Origin of the sequence: Pseudomonas sp. USHLN015 (assembly GCF_037153275.1) — a bacterium.
Classification (GTDB): domain Bacteria; phylum Pseudomonadota; class Gammaproteobacteria; order Pseudomonadales; family Pseudomonadaceae; genus Metapseudomonas; species Metapseudomonas tohonis.
Window position 1 is genome coordinate 118,622 of sequence record NZ_JBBCKP010000013.1, and the last position, 23,415, is coordinate 142,036.

The following is a 23,415-nucleotide window of genomic DNA, read 5'->3' on the forward strand; positions in this document are numbered from 1 at the left end:
TTTGGCTTGGCTACTCTGAGGAAGGCCGCTCCGGCGACTGGACGACCACCGCAGGCAGTAAGGGCAAAACGTTCCTACCCAATACCGCGAGGAGCTCATCATGCTGTTCAGAAAGAGCCGAGTCAGTCCTGCCACCAAGACACCCCAGGACGAGGGAAACCTCCAGCGCCTGCGTGCCGTCGAGGACAACGTCGCGTCCATCTGCTTCACCCCCCAGGGCGAGATCATCACCGCCAACCCCCTGTTCCTCCAGGTGGTCGGCTACTCCGAGCAGGAGATCGTCGGCAAGCATCACCGCATCTTCTGCGAGGACAGCTTCCGCAATTCCAGCGCCTATGAGCGCTTCTGGGCATCCCTGGCCAACGGCATCTCCCAGCGCGGGGTGTTCAAGCGCATCGCCAAGAACGGCGCGGTGATCTGGCTGGAGGCGACCTACTTCCCGGTCAAGGATGAGTCCGGCCGCGTGATCGAAGTCCTCAAGATCGCCAGCGACGTCACTCAGAAACACTCCGACCTGCTGGTGCTGGCCGCGTTGAGCGATGCGCTGCGCCGCTCCATGGCCATGATCGAGTTCACCCCCGACGGCGAGATCATCGACGCCAACGACAACTTCCTGCGCCTGATGGGCTACAGCCTCGGCAGCCTCAAGGGCCGCCACCACCGCATGCTGTGCCTCGACGAGTTCTACAAGGAGAACCCCGACTTCTGGGCCAACCTCAAGGCTGGCAACTTCTACCGTGGCCACTTCGAGCGCAAGACCGCCTCCGGCAGCACCGTGCATATCGAGGCCAGCTACAACCCGGTGAAGGACGAGTCCGGCACTGTGTTCAAGGTGGTCAAGTTCGCCATCGACGTCACCGAACAGGTGCGCCGCAACGAAGAGGTCAGGCGTGCCGCCGAACTGTCCTTCTCCACCGCCGAGGAGACCGCGCAGATCTCCAACCGCGGCATGGGCTCGCTCGACCAGTCAGTGGCGATCTCCGCCACCACCCTGACCATGGTGAACACCGCCGTGGAGCTCATCTCCAAGCTGAGCCTGCAGGCCAAGGACATCGAGAACATCGTCACCACCATCCAGGGCGTCGCCGAGCAGACCAACCTGCTGGCCCTCAATGCCGCCATCGAGGCGGCGCGGGCGGGGGACATGGGGCGCGGCTTCGCCGTGGTGGCCGACGAAGTGCGGCAACTGGCCGGGCGCACCAGCGGTGCCACCGTCGAGATCAAGAGCGTGGTCACCGAGAACGTGAAGATGACCCAGCAGATCGACGACTACATGAAGAAGATCGAAGCCAGCGCCAAGGACAACAACGCACAGATCTCCACCGTCGCCACCATCATGGGCGAGATCAGCCGGGGCGCCGAACACGTCGCCAAGGTGGTCTCGGCGCTCTTCAAGTAGCTCCGTCGGAGGCCCCCGGCGCGCCCTCCAGCGGGCTCGCCGGCTCGCTCTTCATGCGCGGCATCTCGATGCCGTGCTGCTTCACCCGCCGGTACAGGGTCGCCCGGGATATGCCCAGGGCCCGCGCTGCGGGCAGCGGTTGCCAGCGGTGGCGCACCAGGGCGTCCAGCAGGGCCTGGCGTTCCGGGCTGGCGGGCGTCTCGTCCCGGGGTTCCGGCGCTGCGCCGCGCAGTTCTTCCGGCAGGTCCTGCAGGCGCAGGGTGTCGCCGGGGCAGATGGCGCAGGCATAGCGCAGCACATGGCGCAGCTGGCGCACATTGCCCGGCCAGCGATAGCCCAGCAGGCATTCCAGCGCCGCCTCGCACAGCCCCAGGCGCAGCCCGCAGCGGGCCGCTTCCTCGTCCAGCAGGCGGTTGATCAGCGCCAGCTTGTCCGTGCGCTCGCGCAGGGGCGGCAGCTCGAAGCGCGCGCCGTTGAGGCGGAAGAACAGGTCCTCGCGGAACTCGCCCGCCGCCACCAGCGCCGCCAGGTCCCGGTGGCTGGCGCAGATCACCTGGATGTCTACCGCCTGCCGGCGTGCCGCGCCCAGCGGCGCCACCTCGCCCTCGGCCAGCACCCGCAGCAGGCGGGTCTGCAAGGCCAGGGGCATGTCACCGATTTCGTCGAGGAACAGCGTGCCGCCATCGGCCTGCTGCAACAGCCCGCGCATGCCCTTGCGCTCCGCCCCGGTGAAGGCGCCGGCCACATAGCCGAACAGCTCGCTCTCGATCAGGTTCTCCGGGATGGCCGCGCAGTTCAGCGCCACGAAGGGCTTGCCCCGGCGTGCGCTGGCTTCGTGCAGCTGGCGGGCGAACACCTCCTTGCCGGCGCCGGTCTCGCCGTGGATCAGCACCGGCAGGTGGCGGTCCTTCACCCGCACCGCCAGGCGCAGGCTCTCCGCGATGCGTGGGTCCAGCTGCGTGGCATCGCGGCTCGGCAGCGCCACGCTCACCGCTCGGCGCGGCACGCTGAGGCGGATGTGCAGGCCTTGCTCGGGCACATGGCGCGGGTGCTCGTCGGCGGCGGCCCGCAGCAGGTCCAGGTCGAATACTTCGCCGATGTGTTGCGGCAGGCGCCCGTGGCGTTCCAGCAGGTAGTGCCGCGCCGCCGGATTCAGCGCCTGCAGGCGGCCGTCGGCGTCCCAGGCGAACAGGTAGTCCGGCTGGCTGTCCACGTAGCCGGGGGCTGAATGGGCGCGCAGCACCCAGTGGCCACGGGTGCTGTGCATGAAGAAGGCGTTCTCGATATCGCGGGCGCTCTGCACCGCCATCTGGCGGATCAGGTGCTGGCTGCGGCGGTCGTCCGGCGACTCCACGGCGGACACGTCCAGTACCCCCAGCAACTGGCCCTGGGGGTCGAACACCGGCGCCGCCGAACAGGTCAGGCCGATGAAGGCGGCGCGGAAGTGGTCGCGCTTGTGCACCGTCACCGGCACCCGGTTGGTCAGCACCGCCGCCACCCCGCAGGTGCCTTCCTCGCCCTCCGACCAGCAGGTGCCCAGGTACAGCCCCGCCCGGCGGCACTCGCCACGGATGGAGGCTTCCACGCGGTAGTCGATGGTGCGGCCCTGGGCATCGGTGAGCAGCACGCAGTAGTCGGCATCGCGCACCCGCCCGTGCAGGCGCGAGACCTCCTCGCCGGCGATGCGCAGGAAGCTTTCCGCGCGTTCGCGGCATTCCTTCAGCAGCGTCTCGCTGAGGATGCGCGGGCCCTGCAGCGAGCCCGGGTCCAGGCGGTGCTGGTCCATGGAGCGGCGCCAGGAGTCCAGGATCAGGTCCGGCACCGGTGGTTCGGGCAGGCGTTCGGCGTGGCGCAGCACACGGCTGATGCAGTCCACATGGGCTTTCGAGTTGGCAGGCAGCATGGGGCCTCCACGGCTCGTGTCGTTGTTCTTGTGCCGGCCATTTAAGCGCCGGCCCGGAAGGCGGACAAGCGCGGCAGCGCGCCGCCCGGCGGATGAGACGCCGCGTCTCAGCGTCTCGCCCGCACCCGTGCAGGCTGACATGGCGCGTCTCAGATCGCGCTTCCCACGGCGCGTCGACAAACCCCTCGCGGCCGCTCTGGCCCGCACCTTTGCGCCCCGCCTGCGCCGTCCTGGCACCGCCCTTGCTCCTGTCCTGGCGACACCGGGACGCCGTCCCGCACCCACAACAACAATTCAGAGGTGCGTCATGACTCTGCGCGTCGGCATCATCGCCAACCCGGCCTCCGGCCGTGACGTACGCCGCCTCACCGCCAATGCCGGGCTGTACTCCAGCACCGACAAGGCCGCCGTGGTGCAGCGCCTGCTCGGCGCGTTCGGCGCCACCGGGGTGGACGAGGTGCTGATGCCGCCGGACATGACCGGCATCGCCGCCGCCGTGCTCAAGGCCAGCGCCAGCCGCCACGCCCACGACAGCCGCTGGCCGCGCCTGGAGTTCCTCGACCTGCCGCTGCGCCAGAGCGTGGAAGACACCCGCCACGCCGCACGCCTGATGGTCCAGCGCGGCGTCGCCCTGGTGGCGGTGCTCGGCGGCGACGGCACCCACAAGGCCGTGGCGGGGGAGGTGGGCGACATCCCGCTGTTGTGCCTCTCCACCGGCACCAACAACGCCTTCCCCGAGCTGCGCGAAGCCACCGGTGCGGGCCTGGCCGGCGGGCTCTACGCCAGCGGCCGCATTCCGGCGGAGGTGGCGCTGCGCCGCAACAAGCGCCTGCGGGTGCGCATCGCCACGCGTGGCATCGACGAAACCGCCCTGGTGGAGGTGGCCGTCTCGCCGCTCACCTTCACCGGGGCCCGCGCCATCAGCCGCGCGGAGGACCTGGCCGAGGTCTACGCCGCCTTCGCCGAGCCCCACGCCATCGGCCTCTCGTCCCTCTGCGGGCTGTGGAACCCGGTGTCGCGGAGCTACCCCCGTGGCAGTTGGGTGCGCCTCGCCCCCGGTGCCGAACACACCCTGCTGGCGCCGCTCGCGCCCGGCCTGCTGCAGGCCTGCGGCATCGTCGCCAGCGGCAGCCTGGAACCCGGCATCCCCCGGCTGCCGCGCCTGGCCGCCGGCACCCTGGCCCTGGACGGCGAACGCGAGATCGAGTTCGCCGCCGCCGACCGCCCCAGCATCACCCTCGAACTCGACGGCCCGCTGAGCATTGACGTCGAGGCCGCCCTGGCCTTCGCCGCCTGCCATCGCCTGCTGGCCGTCCCTGGCAAGCCCGTGAACCACCCTGGAGAACAAGAAGATGTCCACGCTTTCGACTGAGCAATTGCTCCATGCCTACCGCGTGATGCGCACCATCCGCGCCTTCGAGGAACGCCTGCACGTGGAGTTCGCCACCGGCGAGATCCCCGGCTTCGTCCACTTGTACGCCGGCGAGGAAGCCTCCGCCGCCGGGGTGATGGCGCACCTCGACGACGAGGACTGCATCGCCTCCACCCACCGTGGCCACGGCCACTGCATCGCCAAGGGCGTGGACGTGTACGGGATGATGGCCGAGATCTACGGCAAGAAGACCGGCGTCTGCCACGGCAAGGGCGGCTCCATGCACATCGCCGACCTGTCCAAGGGCATGCTCGGCGCCAACGGCATCGTCGGTGCCGGCGCGCCGCTGGCTGCCGGTGCCGCCCTGGCCGCCAAGCTCAAGGGCAACCGCGCGGTGGCCGTGGCCTTCTTCGGCGACGGGGGCTCCAACGAGGGCGCCGTGTTCGAGGCCATGAACCTCGCCTCGGTGTGGAACCTGCCGTGCATCTTCGTCGCCGAGAACAACGGCTACGCCGAGGCCACCGCCTCCAACTGGTCCGTCGCCTGCGACCACATCGCCGACCGCGCCGCCGGCTTCGGCATGCCCGGCGTCACCGTCGACGGCTTCGATTTCTTCGCCGTGCACGAAGCCGCCGGCGCCGCCATCGAGCGGGCCCGGGCCGGGGAGGGGCCCTCGCTGATCGAAGTGAAGCTGACCCGCTACTACGGCCACTTCGAAGGCGACGCCCAGACCTACCGCGCCCCCGACGAGGTCAGGCACTACCGCGAAACCCGCGACTGCCTCATGCAGTTCCGCGAGCGCACCACCCGTGCCGGGCTGCTCCAGGCCAGCGCGCTGGACGCCATCGATGCCGAGGTCGAGGCCTGCATCGAAGAGGCCGTGGTGCGCGCCAAGGCCGACCCCAAGCCATCCCCCGGCGACCTGCTCAGCGACGTCTACGTCGCCTACCCGTAACTAGCCGGCGAGCCGCCAGAAGAACAATCAAAGGAGAGCCATCATGGCCAGAAAGATCAGTTACCAGCAGGCCATCAACGAGGCGCTGGCCCAGGAAATGCGCCGCGATCCCAGCGTCTTCATCATGGGCGAGGACAATGCCGGCGGCGCCGGCGCACCCGGCGAGGATGACGCCTGGGGCGGCGTGCTCGGGGTCACCAAGGGCCTCTACCACCAGTTCCCCGGCCGCGTGCTGGACACCCCGCTGTCGGAGATCGGCTACGTCGGCGCCGCCGTGGGCGCCGCCACCCGGGGCCTGCGCCCGGTGTGCGAGCTGATGTTCGTCGACTTCGCCGGCTGCTGCCTGGACCAGATCCTCAACCAGGCCGCCAAGTTCCGCTACATGTTCGGCGGCAAGGCCGTCACCCCGCTGGTGATCCGCACCATGGTCGGTGCCGGCCTGCGCGCCGCCGCCCAGCACTCGCAGATGCTCACCGCGCTGTGGACCCACATCCCCGGCCTCAAGGTGGTGTGCCCCTCGTCCCCGTACGACGCCAAGGGCCTGCTGATCCAGGCCATCCGCGACAACGACCCGGTGATCTTCTGCGAGCACAAGCTGCTCTATTCCATGCAGGGCGAGGTGCCGGAAGAGCTCTACACCGTGCCCTTCGGCGAGGCCAACTTCCTCCGCGACGGCGACGACGTCACCCTGGTGACCTACGGCCGCATGGTCCACCTGGCCATGGACGCCGCCGCCAGCCTCGCCCGCCAGGGCATCTCCTGCGAGGTGCTGGACCTGCGCACCACCAGCCCGATGGACGCCGACAGCATCCTCGAAAGCGTCGAGAAGACCGGCCACCTGGTGGTCATCGATGAAGCCAACCCGCGCTGCTCCCTGGCCACCGACATCGCCGCGCTGGTCGCCGAGCAGGCCTTCCACGCCCTCAAGGGGCCGATCCGCCAGGTCACCGCCCCGCACACCCCGGTGCCGTTCTCCGACGCCCTGGAGGACCTCTACATCCCCAGCGCCGCGAAGATCGAAGCCGCCGTGCTGGCGCTGCTGCAAGGGAGAAACGCCGCATGAGCCGCATCCATACCCTGACCATGCCCAAGTGGGGCCTCTCCATGACCGAAGGCCGCGTGGCCGACTGGCTCAAGCAGGACGGCGACACCATCGAGAAGGGCGACGAAGTGCTCGACGTGGAGACCGACAAGATCAGCAGCAGCGTCGAGGCGCCGTTCTCCGGCGTGCTGCGGCGCCAGGTGGCGCGGCCTGACGAGGTGCTGCCGGTGGGCGCGCTGCTCGGCATCGTGGTGGAAGGGGAGGCCAGCGAGGCGGAGATCGACGCCGTGGTCGAGCGCTTCCTCGCCGAGTTCGTGCCCGGTGGCGACGGCGAGGCCGACAGCGGCCCCAGCCCGCAGAAGGTCGAGCTGGACGGCCGCACCCTGCGCTACTTCGAGCGCGGAGAGGGCGGCGTGCCGCTGGTGCTGATCCACGGCTTCGGTGGCGACCTCAACAACTGGCTGTTCAACCACGAGGCCCTGGCCGCCGAGCGCCGCGTCATCGCCCTCGACCTGCCCGGCCACGGCGAATCCGCCAAGCAACTGGCCCGTGGCGACCTGGACGAGTTGAGCAGCGCCGTGCTCGCACTGCTCGACCACCTCGACATCCAGCACGCCCACCTGGCCGGCCACTCCATGGGCGGCGCCGTCGCCCTCAACACCGCGCGGCTGGCCCCGCAGCGGGTGCGCAGCCTCAGCCTGCTGGCCAGCGCCGGGCTCGGCGCCGAGATCAACGGCGCCTACCTCCAGGGCTTCGTCGAGGCCGGCAACCGCAACGCCCTCAAGCCGCAGCTGGTGCAGCTGTTCTCCGACCCCGCGCTGGTCACCCGGCAGATGCTCGAAGACATGCTCCGCTTCAAGCGCCTGGAAGGGGTGGACGCCGCCCTGCGCCAGCTCGCCGACACCCTCAACGAGGCGGGCCGCCAGCGGCTCGACCTGCGCAGCGTGGTGGAGAGCGGCGCGCACCCCGTGTTGGTGGTCTGGGGCGAGGCCGACGCCATCATCCCCGCCCACCACGCCGAGGGCCTGCCGGCCGACGTGCACATCCTCCCGGGGCAGGCCCACATGCTGCAGATGGAGGCCGCCGAGGCGGTCAACGCGCTGCTGCAGGCCTTCCTCCAACGCCACTGACGATCACCGGGCCCGGCACCCGCCGGGCCCCAGGAGAACCCCATGAGCATCCTCCCCAACAGCATGCGTGCCGCGGTGTGGCACGGCCGCAACGACATCCGCGTGGAAGACGTGCCCCTGCCCGGCGACCCGGCCCCCGGCTGGGTGCAGATCCGCGTGCACTGGTGCGGCATCTGCGGCTCCGACCTGCACGAGTACGTCGCCGGCCCCGTGTTCATCCCCGTGGAAGCGCCGCACCCGCTCACCGGCATCAAGGGCCAGTGCATCCTCGGCCACGAGTTCTGCGGCGAGATCGTCAAGCTCGGCGACGGCGTGCAGGGCTTCGCCCCGGGCGAGGTGGTCGCCGCCGACGCCTGCCAGCACTGCGGCACCTGCTACTACTGCCGCCACGGCCTCTACAACATCTGCGAGAACCTCGCCTTCACCGGGCTGATGAACAACGGCGCCTTCGCCGAATGGGTCAACGTCCCCGCCAACCTGCTGTACAAGCTCCCGGCCGGCTTCCCCGCCGAGGCCGGCGCCCTCATCGAACCCCTGGCCGTGGGCATGCACGCGGTGAAGAAGGCCGGCAGCCTGCTCGGGCGCAACGTGGTGGTCGTGGGGGCGGGCACCATCGGCCTGTGCACCATCATGTGCGCCAAGGCTGCCGGCGCCGCCCAGGTCATCGCCCTGGAGATGTCCAGCGCGCGCAAGGCCAAGGCCCGCGAAGTGGGCGCCAGCCACGTGCTGGACCCGAACGAATGCGACGTGCTCGCGGAAATCCGCGCGCTCACCCAGGGCCTGGGCGCCGACGTCAGCTTCGAATGCATCGGTAACAAGCACACCGCCAAGCTCGCCATCGACGCCATCCGCAAGGCCGGCACCTGCGTACTGGTGGGCATCTTCGAAGAGCCCAGCTCGTTCAACTTCTTCGAACTGGTGGCCACCGAGAAGCAGGTCCTCGGCGCCCTGGCCTACAACGGCGAATTCGCCGACGTCATCGCCTTCATCGCCGACGGCCGCCTCGACATCACACCCCTGGTCACCGGCCGCATCGAGCTGGAGCAGATCGTCGAAAAGGGCTTCGAAGAGCTGGTGCACAACAAGGAACACAACGTGAAGATCATCGTCTCCCCGCGTGCGGCATAGGCCCCGACTGTGGCCGCGAATTGCGGCCTGACCCCGGCGCCAGGCCGGGGTTTTTTTATGGGGAGGGAGAAGGGCTGTTATCGGCGCGAAGCTGCCACAGGCGTGTGGCGGCTTGCCACGCGGTTCCGAATCCAGGCGTGGATGCAGTTCAAATTGGAGCGACTCAGCAGGATGACCTGCCATCCTTCCGAAGCAGTTCGTTGGCCATTTCAATGGCCTCTTCATGTGAGGCGGCAAACAGCAGCGGGTAGCCCCAGACTTTGGCGAACAGCCCTGCGAATGCCTTGAAGCCCAGGCGTTTTGCCACGCTGGGTTCGACCATGATCAGGGCCAGAACCAGGCTGCGTAATTGCGCCTTGTGCTTCTTCATCCAGAGCGCGGTGCGTTTCTTTTCTTCCGGTGAGTGGTCGTGGTCGTCGCCGGGTGGTGTATCGCTCAGCAGCACGAAGGGCTCGCCGCGCTGCAGGTTGGCCGCAAACTTGTCGAAGTCCTCCTGGGGGTCGTGCCCGGGCTCTTGGGCGAAACTCATCCAGACCAAGGGGAAGTCAGTGCTATTCATCGACATGGTGGGTTCCTTTGCTGTTGAGTTGACGCCAACTGGCGGTGATCGCGAATACGCCGGGCAGCGTGATGAAGAAAACCGCCGAGAAGGCGACGTGCCAGCCGTCGCGCAATCCATCGCTGATTCCCCCGAGGGTATTGAGTACGACGAGCAGGCTGCCTACGACCAGGACAGCCCACTTGGCTTTGCGGGTTTCGATCTGGGCGAGGAGGACCGTGACGATCCAGGAGCCGTAGAAAACCGGAAACACCCACAGCACGCCGGGCTCGAAGGTGATCGTCGGGGCCGAGCCATGCGCCCTCACGAAGTCGTTTACGTAGAAGAACAACTGGAAGGTCACGAACAGCACTGCGCCAACGGCGGTCGTCAACCAGAACAGGGTGACCTTGTTCGGGTTGTGTAACTCCAGTGCTTGAAACGGGTTTTGGGTGTGCATGAGCGCATTCTCGATGTGCAAGGCCAGGTGCGAGTCACTGCAGGTGACTCGCGTCTCGTGGGCGATCAGTACCGGTAGTCCAGCGTGGCCATCAGGTTGCGCGGGGCGCCATAGGTCACGGTGTCGAAGTCACCCTTCTGCAGGGCGTACTTCTTGTCGAACAGGTTGTTGACGTTGAGGCCCAGGTCGATGTTCTTGCTGAGGGCGTAACGTCCCATCACCGAGGTCAGGGCATAGGCGCCCTGCTCGCCGCCCAGTGTGCTGGTACCGACTCCCGGCGCCTGGTAGAAGCGGCTCTGCCATTTCACGCCCGTTCCCAGGGTCAGCTTGTTCCACGCGCCGGGCAGCCGGTAGGTGGTAAAAAGCTGGGCTGTGGTGCGCGGCAGCTGAGCGTTCAGACGCACACCGTCGCCATCCTCGGCGGTGAAGTGGGCGATACCGGCGTAGATGTTCCACCCATTGGCCAACTCGCCCTGCAGGTCGAACTCGATACCGCGAGACCGGGTGCCATCGGTGCCGGTATAGGCATTGGCTCCACCCGGGGTGAAGGCTCCGGGGATCAGCTGCGCCGCGTTGTCCAGCTCGGTCTCGAACACCGCGATGGCGGCATTCAGACGTCCCTCCAGATAAGCCGCCTTGAGGCCGACTTCCTTGGTTTTGCCCTTGGACGGGGTGAGCACGTTGCCGGTCGTGTCGCGGAAGTCGGTTTGCGGGTTGAAGATGCCGGTATAGCTGACGTAGGCCGAGTAAGTGTCGTCGATGTCGTAGACCAGGCCGGCGTACGGGGTGAATTCGTTGTTCTTCTTGTAGTGCAGCGTCGTGCCGTTGGCATCGTCGTCGACCTGGTAATAATTCAGGCGTCCGCCAACGATGAGTTTCAGCGGTTCGGCCAGAGAGAGGCGGGCCGCGCTGTAGACGCCGCTCTGCTTGACCTCGGTGCGGGTCGGGATACGCGGTATCGAATCGAAGTCGGGCCGGGCAAGGCCTGGGCTCAGGGAATAGACGTTGACCGGCGTAAAGCCTGCGAAGAAAGGCGCCACATCGTCCTGGCCGGCCTTGCGGCGTGAATTCGTCGCGCCTACCACCAGGTCGTGCTGGCGGCCCAGCAGTTCGAAGGGACCGCTGGCCATCACGTCGAACGTGTTCTGGCGGCTGCGCCCCTCGGACGCCAACGCCACCGGAAAGGCTCCGCTGGGGAAGGTACCCAGCCCCGTTGCACGATCAGGGCGACCGCTCAACGAGACCAGTTGGGCTTCGCTTTCGGTGCGGTACTGGTTGGCCACGGCCTTGAGCTTCCAGCCGTTGTCGAAGCGGTGCTCGACTTCGGCAAACGCCGTCTTGAGGGTATTGTCGAAATGACTCCAGTTCTGTCCGTAGCTCTTGGAGCGGGAGTACTCGATCTGCGTACCGTCGCTGAACCATAGCGGCAAGCCGCCCCAGGTGGCGCCCTTCGGTGTGATGTCCTGGTAGTCGTAGCCCAGGCTCACCGTGGTATCGGAGGTCAGGTCGGCTTCGATGATGCCGTAGAACGCCTTGCGCTCGGGCTTGTAACCGTCCAGGTATGAGTTCCCGTCCTGATAGGTGCCCACCAGGCGCGCGCGGATGCGGCCGTCCTCAGTAAGCGGTGTCGATACGTCCGCCATGCCCCGGTGAGTATCCCAGCTCCCCGCGCCGAGAGAGGCGGACGCGGCGAACTCAGGTGTCGGCCGTTTACGCACCAGATTGATGGCGGCCGAAGGATTGCCGGTTCCGGTCAGCAAGGCCGAGCCGCCGCGCACCACCTCGACACGGTCGTAAAACGCAGTGTCCAGGGCGTTGATGCCGCTCCCGTTGACGGCGTTGCCGACCACGGTAGGGATACCGTCGTACTGCACGTTGTTGATCAGCAGGCCACGCGAATAAAAACTGGTGCGCTCGGTATCGGCCTGGCGCGCGGTGACGCCCGTGGTGTTCTCCAGCACGCTCTGCACCGTATTGAGCTGCTGGTCGTCCATGCGCTGGCGCGTAATCACGGTCACCGCCTGGGGCGTTTCCTTCAACGACAACGGCAGGCGTATCGCCGCTGCCGTCTCTCCCGTGGTGTAGGAGCCGGTACCCTCGGTGGTCGCCGTGCTCATGCGGTCCGTCACGCTGATCGCCGGTAAGACCACTTCCTCGTGGGCGGTACCCGCTTCCCTGTCCTTTGGCTGAGTTGCCTCGGCGGCGGCTGCGCCCTGAGCACCGATGAGGATCGCCGCCGCAGCTGTCGGGCCCAACAGGCTGAGTGGCGCGCCCCACAAGCCATATCTATATGGGACCTCGCGGCGAGAACAGGCGGCTAGCCGTACGTGCATGGCGAGAGCCCAGCGGGACTTCTCTACAGTCGTGAAAGTGCGCATTAACAATACTCATTTGTATTTAGAGGGCGCATTTAACGACAGAGGGGAGAGGGGAGGATGGCGATATCAGGCCAGACTATTATTCGCTCAGGCCAAATATTCCCGATTTCAGCGCATTGACCGTTTTGAGAAAGAAACTCGCGCAATGCGCAGTTCCGCCAGTGATATGGGCGGCCTGAGCGGCACATGGTGTGCGGCGGCCATACCAGTCAGCAGGACCTGTTCAGAGGCAGATGGGGACGGGGTGCGTGACGCCGGGGAGCGGAGCAGCCCCTGCTCCGCTGGTGCGATCCGACAGGTAGCGAGCTGGAGGCTTGCCCACCGTCTTGCGGAACATGGTGACGAATCCGCTGGCGTTTTCGTAGCCCAGTTCCAATGCCACCGATTGCACGCTTTCTCCCTTGGTCATCCGCTGCAGCGCGAGGATCACATGCAGCTGTCGACGCCAGCGGCTGAAGCTCATGCCAATCTCATGCAATAGGAGACGGCTCATGCTTCGCTCACTCATACCGATACGCCTGGCCCAGGCGGCTTTCGAGGTCTTGTCGGCAGGGGCGGCCAGGAGCATTTCTGCGAGGCGACGCAATCGGGGGTCGTACGGCATGGGCAGATGCAAATCTTCTACTGGAGCCGCCACCAGTTCGTCGAGCAATACGGCGAGCAGCCGTTCCTCCCGCCCGCCCGGCTCATACAGCTCGGGAACAGTTGTTGCCTTCAGCATCAACTCCCGTAGAAATGGCGACACCGATATCGTGCAACAGCTGCTTGGAAGATCTGGCGCAGCATCGGGCTCGATGAACAGGCAGTGACACTCGACTTCCCCCGAGCCCCAAGCCGAGTGGGGCAGGTCTCCCGGGATCCACAAGGCGCACTGCGGCGGCACGATCCAGACACCGTCCTCGATTTCGCAGTTGAGGATGCCTCGTACCGAGTAGATCAGTTGCGCCTTGCGGTGCTGATGCGTGGCATTTTCCCAGTCCTTGCCGGCCAGCGTTGCACTCAGTGCCATGACGGGGCGCGAGACGCTGTCGACGTCCCTGGGGGCGCTTTGATCGGTGATGGCAATGCTCGACATGATGAACCGGGTCTTGGATGGAGGATGAGGTGATGGCCTGGCCGGAAAATACTATGGGCAACTTGCTCAATTACTTCTAGCCATTCCTCTTGCGCTGCGGCTCCGACCTGTACGAATAAGTCGCCGGCCCCGTGTTCACCCCGTGGAAGCGCCGCACCCGCTCACCGGCATCAAGGGCCAGTGCATCCTCGGCCACGAGTTCTGCGGCGAGATCGTCAAGCTCGCCGAAATCCGCGCGCTCACCCAGGGCCTGGGCGCCGACGTCGGCTTCGAATGCATCGGTAACAAGCACACCGCCAAGCTCGCCATCGACGCCATCCGCAAGGCCGGCACCTGCGTGCTGGTGGGCATCTTCGAAGAGCCCAGCTCGTTCAACTTCTTCGAACTGGTGGCCACCGAGAAACAGGTCCTCGGCGCCCTGGCCTACAACGGCGAATTCGCCGACGTCATCGCCTTCATCGCCGACGGCCGCCTCGACATCACACCCCTGGTCACCGGCCGCATCGAGCTGGAGCAGATCGTCGAAAAGGGCTTCGAAGAGCTGGTGCGCAACAAGGAACACAACGTGAAGATCATCGTTTCCCCGCGTGCGGCATAGGCCCCGACTTAGGCCGCGAACTGCGACCTGACCCCGGCGCCAGGCCGGGTTTTTTTTGTGGGGGAGGGACGTGGTGAGGGGCGATTCACCTAGTTTGTGGCGTCATAGGCGTAGACCTTCTACTTTCTACAAATAGCCCAAGGTCCATAACCAACTCTGCATAGGCAGTCACGCAAATAAAAAGCAGGAGTGCCCCTCGGGCACTCATTGCCGAGAGGCCGCCAAGTATTTGGAATCGTGTGCTCTTGCTAAAGAGTATTGGCTCAGTTTTTTAGGAATCTCCTAATCAAAGTTTTGAATCCTCGTTTCTCAGAAAGTATTCCATATAAATTGGGGAGTCGATCTTTCATTTTTGCGGTAATGGACCCTAGAGCCTCTTTCATTCCTTTGCTGTAATTAAAACGGGTCAATTCTTCAGCGCGAGCGTCGAAGAATGTAGCCGCAGCAGTGGAGCTATCTGGGTGGTCATGGATAAATTCAAGTATTTGTAACAAGCGACCAGCCTCCGCGACATCTGCGGGTTGCGCATCCGGGATTAGATGTCCCACAACTTCTATTGCGTAGGTAGCTGCCGCTAGACTTGTTCCGCTGTCTAATACAAGAGTGCGAATGCTTGTTCCCATGACTAGCTGCGCATCACGATCTAGACAGTTGAGAACTGCAGTGATTTTTCCATTAAGCTCTTCATCGGGTCGCACATATGGTTCCAGCTCAGCTATAGATTGAAGTTTATTGAGTATCGCACCTCTAGCTTCGCTTTTGCTTTTTATAAGCATGCTGTTTTCAGCCATGTACCGTAGTACCTGCAAGGCATTGACTGATTTTTGCTCAAAAAACTCAGTCCAGTACTCCATGGTTGTGTCGGCTGAAAAATAATCTAGAAAATTTTGCTTAAGTTTGGATATTGTCCCTGACTGTCTCGATAGCATGTGCGCCACTAAATTGCTGTCTGTGGACTCGAGTTCGGGTGCCAATTTGAATTCAGGCCATCGCTTGTCTATCCAATCGCAAACGTCGCTCTCTGTTAAATTGTATGCCTCGACTTTACGACAGATACGTGAAAAGTCACTATATAGATAGTTGGTGGGCATGAAGTAGACGGAGTCGTCTGCGATGATTTTTGCAAGAAGTGGTGCAATTATCTCGGCGCAGCCTTCGTTTCTAAGAGCCAAACATAACTGTTCAAAACTGATAGCTGCTTTGATGAGGGCGACGAAGAAGTCGGACATGTGGAAGTCTTCAATACCTTGAATTGACTCTAAGGTGCTGTAATCCTTTAGGCGCAAGCATACGATAGCCATTGCCATTCTAATATGGCTTTCCTTCGCTTGGACATATGAGGAGAAAAAGGACCTATAGTCGCCACTCAGGTTTTTAGTAAGTGCCAGAGCTACCCATAGTCGGGGTTCGGTAGGGGCGCTTGAGATAGCGTTGTTCACGGAGCTGAACTCTTCATCGTTCAGTCCATAAACTCTTTTTGTTGCAGTGAGCAGGCTGCTTTTGAATGCATGGCATAATGCCGGCTCCCATTCATCTTCATTAAGAGGGGTTAAGCCGAAGTCCACATGGTCATTGGAACAGATTTGTCGAATGGCAGATTCAATGCCGTTTGAAGTTAATTTTAGCTTTTCCGGTTCAATGCTCTGTAGCCAATCGGCCGGCAGAACTAGGTGATAAAGAACTTCCGCGCTATCTAGGGAAGCACTTGGTGGCTCCTCGTCAAGTGCATAAAGGTAGGCATCATACTCCTCTAGAACTAACTCCTCGTCGTTCAATTTTGCATATGGTATCCCAAGGGATTTAATGAACGAGCTGCGTAGGGATGTAATGTTTGGAGTGAATAGTGACTTGTCTAGGCCTGAATTAGTAAGAGTCTTAATGGCTTCTGTATATTCGCTGCTGAAAGGTACTCTAATCAACTCTGGATCATTTATCAGCTTAGAATTTAGCTCTGAGATAATTTGAGAAAAAATGGCAGGCCGGAGTTTTTGATTAGACTCGCTGATTGCTCTCATCAGTAGAGATCTAGATATACCTTTCTCGAGCACCCTCCTGAATCCATCGAGAAATCCAAACATTGTGCTTATGCGGCCGAGTCTCTCAGTGTCAATGTTCTCTATCGCTGTTGTCAGTGGAGCATCCAGTAACTCAGCTACAGCTATATCTGACGATGTTTGGAAGTGGATCTGAAGGAACTGTATCGGCCAGCCGGACTCCATCTCGCTACCAAATTTACTCGTCAGGAAGCTCTTGGTTTTGTCTAAATTAAGTTGATTCTGAGTGCTATCTTTATCGTCAGAAGATGACTGATTAAGCACTGTTTCAATTGGTATTGAGTTGTATTTGCATAACAAAATATAGGCTGCAATACAAAGGGGGTTGGGACTTCCTTCTGTAACAAGTGCCGTGGTTGCGATGTCATTTAAGAATCGCTTTTGAAGTCTGGGAGTTACTAGCCTGTTTTCCATTGGGCTATGCCGCTGTAATAGAGTTCCACAGTGATCGGCCTCACTTGAAAATTCGTCGCCGAAACTTTCCTTCCACAGAGCCTTGAATGTATCCCTCCATCCGGAGGTAATTATGGGCGGTGCCCGGAAGACAACAGGAAATTTTTTGGCTATAAAATCTTTTGAGTCGTAGCTAGCGCTATCGCTAGCATCAAGATATTTGGCAACCTTGGAGGAGCAGAAAGGGACAATTACATGAAAGTTTTTGTCGGCGGGCGGGGATGTAAATATTTCTAGATCGCTCCAAACTGTCCGTAACGAATCCTTTGGTAGTCTATCTAGGTTGTCTAATACAACTACATAGGATGTGTCGGCAACAGTGTCTAGGTGAGCGAGAAGCGCCTTCTTTAAGTCTAAGGGGCTGACGTCCTTGCTAACTTCAATTGTTTCGCTAATATAATCGTCTGAAGTTCCTTTGAATAAACTTAGCAAGCTCCATTTCTTTCGCCCTAATTTCCTGTTCCTGTTAAAAAACCAAGCTAGAAAGAAAATTATTGCTGGAGATGCGATGCCCGAGCCAAAAATTAAGTACCACCACCATTCAGTAGCGGTTTCTTGGTGTACGACGGAAAGAAGTTCTTTTAGGAATGTAGATGCAACAAAAAACGAAGCTAGAAGCGCAATGGCCCAAGGACTTACTTTGCTGTTTGTCTCCTTTGAGTAGGTGAGATGGCGACCAAGTGCAATGTCACGTGTTTTTTCAACGTCCGGAATTTTTATTTCCTGCCTTTTCTCGCGCAAATTTGAGATTACTTCATCTGTAAAAAGCTCTATAAAGTTGCTTTTTATAGATCCTTGATAGTTCTGCTCGCAGTCAAAAGTCCATAGCTTGTAGTGATTATTCAGATTGCTGATTCGGATCTCGAGCATTTTGAGAATGGAGCTCTTGCCTGAGCCGAATTCACCGTCCAGTCCAATGATCCGGGTTTGAGTATCGCGGAGAATGTGCCTGAAAATCGCTTCAGCTACGCGCTCATGGCTAGAACCGGGGAACAAGTCTCTAGATGAGGGTTGCTCGCTGTGAAAGCTCAAGGGCTGCATCAGAATTCCTTTTCGAGGTGATGATGTCTATATAGTAGCACCAGTAGTGGAACGGGAGCAGGCTGGGAAGGTCCTTGCTCTTTAAGGTTTAGAGCTTCGTCATGCGGCTGTCCTAAGCAACCTACTAGAGAGGCCTTTCGGCGGCTAAAACCAAACAATCAACTTGGTGAGTAAATGGCTTAGTTTTGGTTGCAAATATTGCAATTTATATTGCCCATGCATACCAATGCATAACAGCTTCTTTTCTAGAGGCTAGGAGTAAGAAATATGAATCACCCCAATTTCATAGGCAAGTCTGATAGTCCGCTTTGGGTCATGAAGCAGGCGCTGGTGACAGGCAATTGCCGGCCAAAAGCGGATTCATCATGCATGCAATTTTCACTACTGCTCTGCTTTATGGTAATTCGCGCAGGCCCCGTGGTCTGACGGCTCCAATTGCAGGTCTGTCAACCTCGCTTGGTCTGACACCCATCTCATTCTCCACCGCTCAGTCCCGCCCCCATCTTTCCCACCAACGGGGAGGTTTTGGCTTGAGCGATATCACTCACGACAACGCCGCCTTCAAGAACTGGTCCAGCGCCTGGATGCACGCTTACACAGCACGCTGGTGATCGCCGAGGTGATTCTGGAAAACGTGTCCCTGCACGATGGCGTGCCAGGGCCGTTTCTCGATGGTTATCGGGAGGGTGCGTTGATGGATGCGGTGATCCACCTGTCACGCAGTAACTACGAGGATTACCTGCGGCTGGTGGAGATGGTCGGGTTGCCGCTGGGGCGCAGGGTGCCCTGACAGTGGCGGGGCAGGGTGGTGGCGATATCTTCGCAACTAAAAACGCCGCACTCCCATGCGGCGTTTCCATTTCCACCTCCCTAGAAAAACCGCTTCCAACTCGGCCCATCCCCCAGCCGCGGATCATCGTGCGCAGCCATGAAGCGCGGCAGGTCCTGCCGGGCGATCCAGGTTTCGCTTTGCCAGTGCAGGGCGGCGATGCGCTGGTTGGCCCAGGTCATGAGAATGCGCCTCGGGCTGGCCTGGGGGTCGCGGTGGTAGTCGTGGAGGGTGGGGATCACTTCGTCGCTGAGCCACTGGCTGAGGGCGCAGTGTTCGGGGTGGCCGAAGCGGTAGAGGGCGCGATAGAGGCCGGCTTCGCTGATCAGTTCTACTTCTTCGCAAAGGCCGGTGCTGTAGCGCAGGTAGGCGAAGCGGAATTGGTGCGGGTAGAGGCGTTTGGTCAGCCGATACGGCCGGGTGGCGGCGATCATCAGGGCGAAGTCGAGGGCGACGAACCAGGGGCGGTTGTCGATCATCACGGCGCGCAGTTGATGGCAGTGGCGTTGGAAGGTGATGGGGGTGAATGCGTCATGCATGGTGGCTCTCCAATGTTGAATTGAAGACTTGCCACCCACGCTGTCATTCGAAGGGCGGCAAGCCGCGCGGGGTTGACAGACCGGCAACATTGGAACCGGCAGGCCACGAGGACCTCCCCGCGCGACCTGCCATAAAGCAGAGCAGTTGTGAAAACTGCATGCGTGCTGATGCCTGCAAAAAACATTCGCCGTTTTTCGCATGCACCTCGCGGCGCATTCGCGCCAATGTTCTTTCGGGCTGTCAAACCCGGCCACGGGATTGACCGTGGCCGGCGCAGGATAGGGACGGCCGGGCCCGAGGGCAAGGGGAGGAGGGGGCCGGCACGTCGACAGGCTGCCGTCTTGTCTGGGAGAAAGTGGCGGGTCTTGGGGCGGAAAGCGTTACGTCAGGCCGAGCCCACAATCTGCCGGTGACCGAGTGAGACGGTTGCTTGAACAACCGCCTTGGGTGCTCTCAGTGGTGTGGTTGCAGGTTGGGCTGATCGGCACGTTCACCCTTCGATTCGGGATGAACGTGCCGGGGGGCACGGCCCTTCACGGTTGGCGTGGACGTGGTTGCTTTCGATCCGCTGCGCGCCACCTTTGCCACGCCCTTGTTCAAGGCCTCGTCAATCTGGGCGGCGTGCTTCGAAGCTGATGATGGGATCGCTCTGGCAAGGGGAGCGGCCATGCTGGTAGCCGCCTGACGCCACGACCTCTACAAAACCCGCTTCGCGCAGTGCGAATGCCAGTTCGTCGACGCCCCACCAGCGCAAGTGGAACAGATCCAGTTCGGCGGACTGCAAGGTGCCGTCTTGCCAATGCTGGTAGTGCAGATGGGACAGCGTAGTCTGCTTGCGGTAGTCCACTTCGGCCCGGTGGCTGGTCAGCGTGAGGAGGTTGTTGCCATCCACTGTCCAGCTCCGTGCCGCCTGTGCCTCCCCGATGATGCTCTCGATGGGGTCGATGTCCATGATCAACCGCCCGCCGGGCTGCAGGTGATTCCAGAACCGCTTGAGCACGGCCATTGCGGTGGTGGTTTCGGTAATCAGCTGGAATGACCCGGCGGGCATGATGATGGCCGCGAATCGCTGGTCATAGCTGAACTGCTCGAACGTCTGCTGTGTGAGGGGCGCGGGCAGCCCTCGCGCCCGGCATTCCTGCCGGCAGTATTCGAGCATCTCGTGGGAGGCATCGAAGCCCTCGATGGCCAGGCCCTTCTCCAGCAGCGGTATGAAGATCCGCCCATTGCCCACGGCGGGCTCCAGTACCGGGCCATCAACGTCCGCCAGGCGCTGCTGGTAGTACTCCAGGTCTCCAAATGAATGGCCGATGGGTTTATCCAAGTGATAAATCCACGAGGCGAGTCTTCCGTATCGGTTTTGCATATCACTCTCCATGGCAAGCGCGGGATGCTACCCCAACTTCGTGGCCATGCCTTCATAGGGTTGTAGCCCGGCGTTCATGGATGGATGCGGTGATCCACCTGTCGCGCAGCAACTACGAGGATTACCTGCGGCTGGTGGAGAGGGGCGGGCTGCCGTTGGCGCGGCGGGGCCCTGATAGATAGCGGGGCAGGGTGGTGAGTGTCGTCATCCTGGCCACCGCTGAACTCGGCGCCGCCGTCGCGGTTCCAACCTTCACGGGCTTGCGAACCCCGGGTGCCGTGGCACCTGGGCTGGCGCCGTGGTTGCCCGACTTCCTTTATATGAGGTTCGAACCATGCGCCCATTTGCTGCCTTGCCCCTCCGTGCCTTTACCTTCCTGCTCGGCTTGCTGCTTGCCACCGGTGCTTCCGCTGGCGAGGAGGCCATGCTGGTGGATGCCATCAATGCCTACCGCGCCCAGCCGCAGAACTGCGGCAACCAGCCCACCGTTGCGCTTACACCTCTGACCAACGACCCGCGCCTGGTGTTGCCGACCGAGAACGGCGAGGCCTGGCGCGCGGCGCTGGGGCAATCCGGTTACCGCATTGGCGATGTGCGCACCATCCGCCTCACCGGCCCGGCCAATGCCCAGGCGGCGTTCGCGGCGATGCAGGGGTATTGCGATGTGCTGCTGAACCCGCAGTTCGTCGATGTGGGCGTCAGCCAGATGGGGCCGGTGTGGCGGGTGACCTTTGCCCGGCCGTTGCACAGCGCGGCCATAACTGGCGGGCCTTCGCCGGTGTCGGCGCTGCTGGAGCAGGTGAACGCGGCGCGGGCGCAGCCACGTCTCTGCGGGGGCGAGCCCTTCGCCTCGGCACCGCCGCTGACCTGGAACCAAGCCCTGGCTGCGGCGGCGACCTCTCACAGCCAGTCGATGGCGCTCAACGGTTTCTTCGCCCACCAGGGCACCGACGGCAGCGCGCCGGCGGATAGAGCGCGCAGTGCGGGCTATATGGGCACGCGGGTGGCGGAAAGCATCGCCGCCGGGATGGGCTCGGCGGCCAGTGCGGTGCAGGGCTGGCTGGCCAGCCCCGAGGAGTGCTCGCGCCTGATGAGCCCGCTGTTCACCGACCTGGGCGGCGCGCAGGCACCGGCGGCGAAGGCGGGTGGGGTTTATTGGACGCTGTTGTTGGGCGCTCCGTAGAAACCTGCCTGCGTTGCCGTCGCGGCGTTGCCTGCGGTTTTCGGTGGCCTGCTGGGACTTAGCCCGGACTTCAGTCCGGGGTCTCGTGCGCATCGATTCCCGGGCTACTGGGTGGCGTGGTTGGGTGGGAAATTGGTGCGACGCGCGGTTTCGGCTAACTCCCCGCATCAAGCCAAGAGCGGTGCGACGCCAGACTTTGCGCGTGCTCAAATGCTGGCTGGTTCCGACTCGCCGGGCGTTGGGCGACGAAATGATGAAGCCTTCATCAGGAGCGCGACAGGCGTTCAGTTCTGTCTCTTTCCCTTTGTGTACCGACTGACAACGCTATCAGCGGCACTCCACTTTTTTGTCATCCCCAAGCCCTCACATCACCCCTGTTCACTCCTGCTCGGAGCCTGGCCAATCGTTCGGCAAGGATTTCAGAAGCACGATGCTAGAGCGCCGTAGATGGATAGTTCGCTTCTGCCGGCACCGAATTCTCGCGGAATTTTCCCGTAGGACTGGATCTCGACTGAGCGGTCGACCCTGTACTCATTGTCCTTGGGGTCTGTTCCTGCCCCCCTCATTCCAGCACTCATGATTACGACCGAAGCCCGTGCTGATCGGTGGCGGCTGCTCTGCTCCAGGCGTTTCTTTTCAAGGCCAAATGCGCTGCGGCCGCAATTACCCGTGCCAGGGCTCTCATCTGTTGAGGAACCACACAGAGACGTGTCATCTACTCGCTAAGGAGATAAACGGATGTATCAAGCACTTCTTCGGGAACAACTGGAGACATTGAAGTCCTCCAACCAGTACCGCACTTTCACCACCCTCAGCCGCATTTGTGGCCAGTACCCCCTGGCCAAACTGGGCGGTCGCGAGCAGGAGCCCGTGGTGGTGTGGTGCAGCAATGACTACCTCGGCATGTCGCAACATCCGGCAGTGCGCGAACAGATGCACGATGCACTGGAAACCTACGGTGCGGGATCCGGTGGATCACGCAATATCGGCGGTTCGCACGAGGTGTATACCTGCCTGGAGACGAGCCTGGCCGACTGGCACGGCAAGGAAGCGGCGTTGGTCTTCCCCACCGGCTTCGGCTCCAACGATGCAACCCTGCAGTGCCTGCTGCGGCGTATTCCCGATTGCGTAGTAATCAGTGACGAGCTGAACCATGCCTCCATCGTTAATGGCATTCGATCAACACCCAACGAGCGCAAGATCTTCCGCCACAACGACGTCGAGCATCTGGAGCTAATTCTCGCCAGTTACCCGCTGAGTCAGCCAAAGATCGTGGTGTTTGAGTCGGTCTACTCGATGGATGGCGATATCGCCCCTATTTCCGAAATCGTCGCGGCCGCCAAGCGCTACAACGCCCTTACTTACCTCGACGAGGTGCATGCGGTGGGCATGTACGGTCCACGCGGTGCCGGTATCGCTGCGGAACTGGGCGTCTCGGGCCAGGTGGATATCATCCAAGGGACCATGGCAAAGGCCATAGGTGTGATCGGCGGCTATATCACCTCGACTCGGGTGATCGTCGATGCGGTTCGCTCTTTCGCTACCGGCTTCATCTTCACCACCTCGCTGCCACCGGCAATCACCGCAGGCTGCTTGGCCAGCGTCGAGCACCTCAAGGCGAATAGCTGCGAGCGTGATGCCCTGCACCGCCAGACAGCCAAGCTGCGCGACCGCCTGAAGCACTATGACGTACCAGTGATGCCCTGCTCACAAACCCATGTGCTGCCGGTGCTGGTAGGTGAGGCCAAGCGCTGCAAGGCGGCTGCAGAACGCCTACTGCATAGCCATGGCGTGTACCTGCAGCCTATCAACTACCCCTCGGTGCCGGTGGGCACCGAGCGCTTCCGAGTCAATGCTACGCCTAATCACAACGACGAGCAGATCGAGCACCTGGCGGTGTCGCTGCGCGAGACTTTCGACCATTTCAGCATCCCGCGGGCATCCCAGGTTTTCGCTGCGGAGGTGGTCTGA

General features: G+C 62.2%; 17 protein-coding genes and 2 pseudogenes. 11 read left to right on the top strand and 8 right to left on the bottom strand.

Features of this window, described 5'->3' with window-relative positions; all coding sequences use genetic code 11:
* Positions 1-100: 100 nt before the first annotated feature.
* Positions 101-871, top strand: a pseudogene (locus WFQ67_RS30540) (PAS domain-containing protein); the annotation flags it as partial.
* 126 nt (positions 872-997) lie between these two features.
* Positions 998-1,399, top strand: coding sequence for a methyl-accepting chemotaxis protein (locus WFQ67_RS30545; protein WP_442969628.1), 402 nt, complete (start codon positions 998-1,000; stop codon positions 1,397-1,399).
* Here the strand turns inward: WFQ67_RS30545 and WFQ67_RS25285 are convergent.
* Positions 1,392-3,302 (bottom strand): sigma-54-dependent Fis family transcriptional regulator, encoded by a 1,911-nt coding sequence (locus WFQ67_RS25285; RefSeq protein WP_337058530.1) that lies wholly within the window; start codon positions 3,300-3,302, stop codon positions 1,392-1,394. The genes WFQ67_RS30545 and WFQ67_RS25285 overlap by 8 nt on opposite strands.
* Before the next feature lie 307 nt (positions 3,303-3,609).
* Between WFQ67_RS25285 and WFQ67_RS25290 the strand changes: the two genes are divergently transcribed.
* The 5 genes from WFQ67_RS25290 (at position 3,610) to WFQ67_RS25310 (ending at position 8,929) form a co-directional block, all read left to right on the top strand.
* Positions 3,610-4,674 (top strand): ATP-NAD kinase family protein, encoded by a 1,065-nt coding sequence (locus tag WFQ67_RS25290; protein WP_337058531.1) that lies wholly within the window; start codon positions 3,610-3,612, stop codon positions 4,672-4,674.
* Positions 4,655-5,629, top strand: a complete 975-nt coding sequence (locus WFQ67_RS25295) for a thiamine pyrophosphate-dependent dehydrogenase E1 component subunit alpha (RefSeq protein ID WP_337058532.1) — start codon at positions 4,655-4,657, stop codon at positions 5,627-5,629. The genes WFQ67_RS25290 and WFQ67_RS25295 overlap by 20 nt, the downstream gene beginning before the upstream one ends.
* Positions 5,630-5,672: 43 nt before the next feature.
* Positions 5,673-6,692: an alpha-ketoacid dehydrogenase subunit beta gene (locus WFQ67_RS25300; RefSeq protein WP_044400480.1), complete on the top strand. Its 1,020-nt coding sequence runs from the start codon at positions 5,673-5,675 to the stop codon at positions 6,690-6,692.
* Positions 6,689-7,801, top strand: coding sequence for an acetoin dehydrogenase dihydrolipoyllysine-residue acetyltransferase subunit (locus WFQ67_RS25305; RefSeq protein WP_337058533.1), 1,113 nt, complete (start codon positions 6,689-6,691; stop codon positions 7,799-7,801). Before WFQ67_RS25300 ends, WFQ67_RS25305 begins: the two co-directional genes overlap by 4 nt.
* Before the next feature lie 63 nt (positions 7,802-7,864).
* Positions 7,865-8,929, top strand: a complete 1,065-nt coding sequence (locus WFQ67_RS25310; protein WP_233473638.1) for a 2,3-butanediol dehydrogenase — start codon at positions 7,865-7,867, stop codon at positions 8,927-8,929.
* Between the two features lie 163 nt (positions 8,930-9,092).
* Here the strand turns inward: WFQ67_RS25310 and WFQ67_RS25315 are convergent, their stop codons facing one another.
* The 4 genes from WFQ67_RS25315 to WFQ67_RS25330 all read right to left on the bottom strand — a co-directional run bounded on the left by WFQ67_RS25315 (position 9,093) and on the right by WFQ67_RS25330 (position 13,380).
* A complete protein-coding gene (locus tag WFQ67_RS25315; protein WP_213629500.1) occupies positions 9,093-9,494 on the bottom strand; it encodes a hypothetical protein in 402 nt (133 codons plus the stop codon).
* On the bottom strand, positions 9,481-9,927 hold the full coding sequence (locus WFQ67_RS25320; RefSeq protein WP_337058534.1) for a hypothetical protein: 447 nt from the start codon (positions 9,925-9,927) through the stop codon (positions 9,481-9,483). The genes WFQ67_RS25315 and WFQ67_RS25320 overlap by 14 nt, the downstream gene beginning before the upstream one ends.
* 65 nt (positions 9,928-9,992) lie before the next feature.
* Positions 9,993-12,305: a TonB-dependent siderophore receptor gene (locus tag WFQ67_RS25325; protein ID WP_337058535.1), complete on the bottom strand. Its 2,313-nt coding sequence runs from the start codon at positions 12,303-12,305 to the stop codon at positions 9,993-9,995.
* Positions 12,306-12,528: 223 nt separating this feature from the next.
* Entirely contained in the window at positions 12,529-13,380 is an 852-nt protein-coding gene (locus tag WFQ67_RS25330; protein ID WP_236211047.1) for an AraC family transcriptional regulator, read from the bottom strand.
* Between the two features lie 220 nt (positions 13,381-13,600).
* On the opposite strand from WFQ67_RS25330, the pseudogene WFQ67_RS25335 reads away from it, so the two are divergent.
* Positions 13,601-13,978, top strand: a pseudogene (locus WFQ67_RS25335) (zinc-binding dehydrogenase); the annotation flags it as partial.
* Positions 13,979-14,241: 263 nt separating this feature from the next.
* Here the strand turns inward: WFQ67_RS25335 and WFQ67_RS25340 are convergent.
* The gene (locus tag WFQ67_RS25340) at positions 14,242-17,526 is read right to left on the bottom strand and encodes a P-loop NTPase fold protein (RefSeq protein WP_337058536.1); all 3,285 of its coding nucleotides are present in this window, start codon (positions 17,524-17,526) and stop codon (positions 14,242-14,244) included.
* 607 nt (positions 17,527-18,133) lie between these two features.
* Between WFQ67_RS25340 and WFQ67_RS25345 the strand changes: the two genes are divergently transcribed.
* Positions 18,134-18,316, top strand: a complete 183-nt coding sequence (locus WFQ67_RS25345) for a hypothetical protein (protein WP_337058537.1) — start codon at positions 18,134-18,136, stop codon at positions 18,314-18,316.
* 80 nt (positions 18,317-18,396) lie between these two features.
* Here the strand turns inward: WFQ67_RS25345 and WFQ67_RS25350 are convergent, their stop codons facing one another.
* Positions 18,397-18,894: a BRO-N domain-containing protein gene (locus WFQ67_RS25350; protein WP_337058538.1), complete on the bottom strand. Its 498-nt coding sequence runs from the start codon at positions 18,892-18,894 to the stop codon at positions 18,397-18,399.
* Positions 18,895-19,502: 608 nt separating this feature from the next.
* Positions 19,503-20,219 (bottom strand): class I SAM-dependent methyltransferase, encoded by a 717-nt coding sequence (locus tag WFQ67_RS25355; RefSeq protein ID WP_337058539.1) that lies wholly within the window; start codon positions 20,217-20,219, stop codon positions 19,503-19,505.
* 376 nt (positions 20,220-20,595) lie between these two features.
* Here WFQ67_RS25355 and WFQ67_RS25360 point away from each other — a divergent pair, with 376 nt between their 5' ends.
* Positions 20,596-21,444 carry a CAP domain-containing protein gene (locus tag WFQ67_RS25360; protein WP_337058540.1) on the top strand — a complete coding sequence of 283 codons (849 nt, stop codon included), beginning with the start codon at positions 20,596-20,598 and terminating at the stop codon, positions 21,442-21,444.
* Between the two features lie 738 nt (positions 21,445-22,182).
* On the top strand, positions 22,183-23,415 hold the full coding sequence (hemA, locus tag WFQ67_RS25365; protein ID WP_337058541.1) for a 5-aminolevulinate synthase: 1,233 nt from the start codon (positions 22,183-22,185) through the stop codon (positions 23,413-23,415).

Bases quoted from the DNA above. Each gene is read 5' to 3' on its own strand.
- WFQ67_RS30545 (WP_442969628.1), top strand. From the start codon at position 998: ATGGTGAACACCGCCGTGGAGCTCATCTCCAAGCTGAGCCTGCAGGCC.
- WFQ67_RS25285 (WP_337058530.1), bottom strand. From the start codon at position 3,302: ATGCTGCCTGCCAACTCGAAAGCCCATGTGGACTGCATCAGCCGTGTG.
- WFQ67_RS25290 (WP_337058531.1), top strand. From the start codon at position 3,610: ATGACTCTGCGCGTCGGCATCATCGCCAACCCGGCCTCCGGCCGTGAC.
- WFQ67_RS25295 (WP_337058532.1), top strand. From the start codon at position 4,655: ATGTCCACGCTTTCGACTGAGCAATTGCTCCATGCCTACCGCGTGATG.
- WFQ67_RS25300 (WP_044400480.1), top strand. From the start codon at position 5,673: ATGGCCAGAAAGATCAGTTACCAGCAGGCCATCAACGAGGCGCTGGCC.
- WFQ67_RS25305 (WP_337058533.1), top strand. From the start codon at position 6,689: ATGAGCCGCATCCATACCCTGACCATGCCCAAGTGGGGCCTCTCCATG.
- WFQ67_RS25310 (WP_233473638.1), top strand. From the start codon at position 7,865: ATGCGTGCCGCGGTGTGGCACGGCCGCAACGACATCCGCGTGGAAGAC.
- WFQ67_RS25315 (WP_213629500.1), bottom strand. From the start codon at position 9,494: ATGTCGATGAATAGCACTGACTTCCCCTTGGTCTGGATGAGTTTCGCC.
- WFQ67_RS25320 (WP_337058534.1), bottom strand. From the start codon at position 9,927: ATGCACACCCAAAACCCGTTTCAAGCACTGGAGTTACACAACCCGAAC.
- WFQ67_RS25325 (WP_337058535.1), bottom strand. From the start codon at position 12,305: ATGCGCACTTTCACGACTGTAGAGAAGTCCCGCTGGGCTCTCGCCATG.
- WFQ67_RS25330 (WP_236211047.1), bottom strand. From the start codon at position 13,380: ATGTCGAGCATTGCCATCACCGATCAAAGCGCCCCCAGGGACGTCGAC.
- WFQ67_RS25340 (WP_337058536.1), bottom strand. From the start codon at position 17,526: ATGCAGCCCTTGAGCTTTCACAGCGAGCAACCCTCATCTAGAGACTTG.
- WFQ67_RS25350 (WP_337058538.1), bottom strand. From the start codon at position 18,894: ATGCATGACGCATTCACCCCCATCACCTTCCAACGCCACTGCCATCAA.
- WFQ67_RS25360 (WP_337058540.1), top strand. From the start codon at position 20,596: ATGCGCCCATTTGCTGCCTTGCCCCTCCGTGCCTTTACCTTCCTGCTC.
- hemA (WP_337058541.1), top strand. From the start codon at position 22,183: ATGTATCAAGCACTTCTTCGGGAACAACTGGAGACATTGAAGTCCTCC.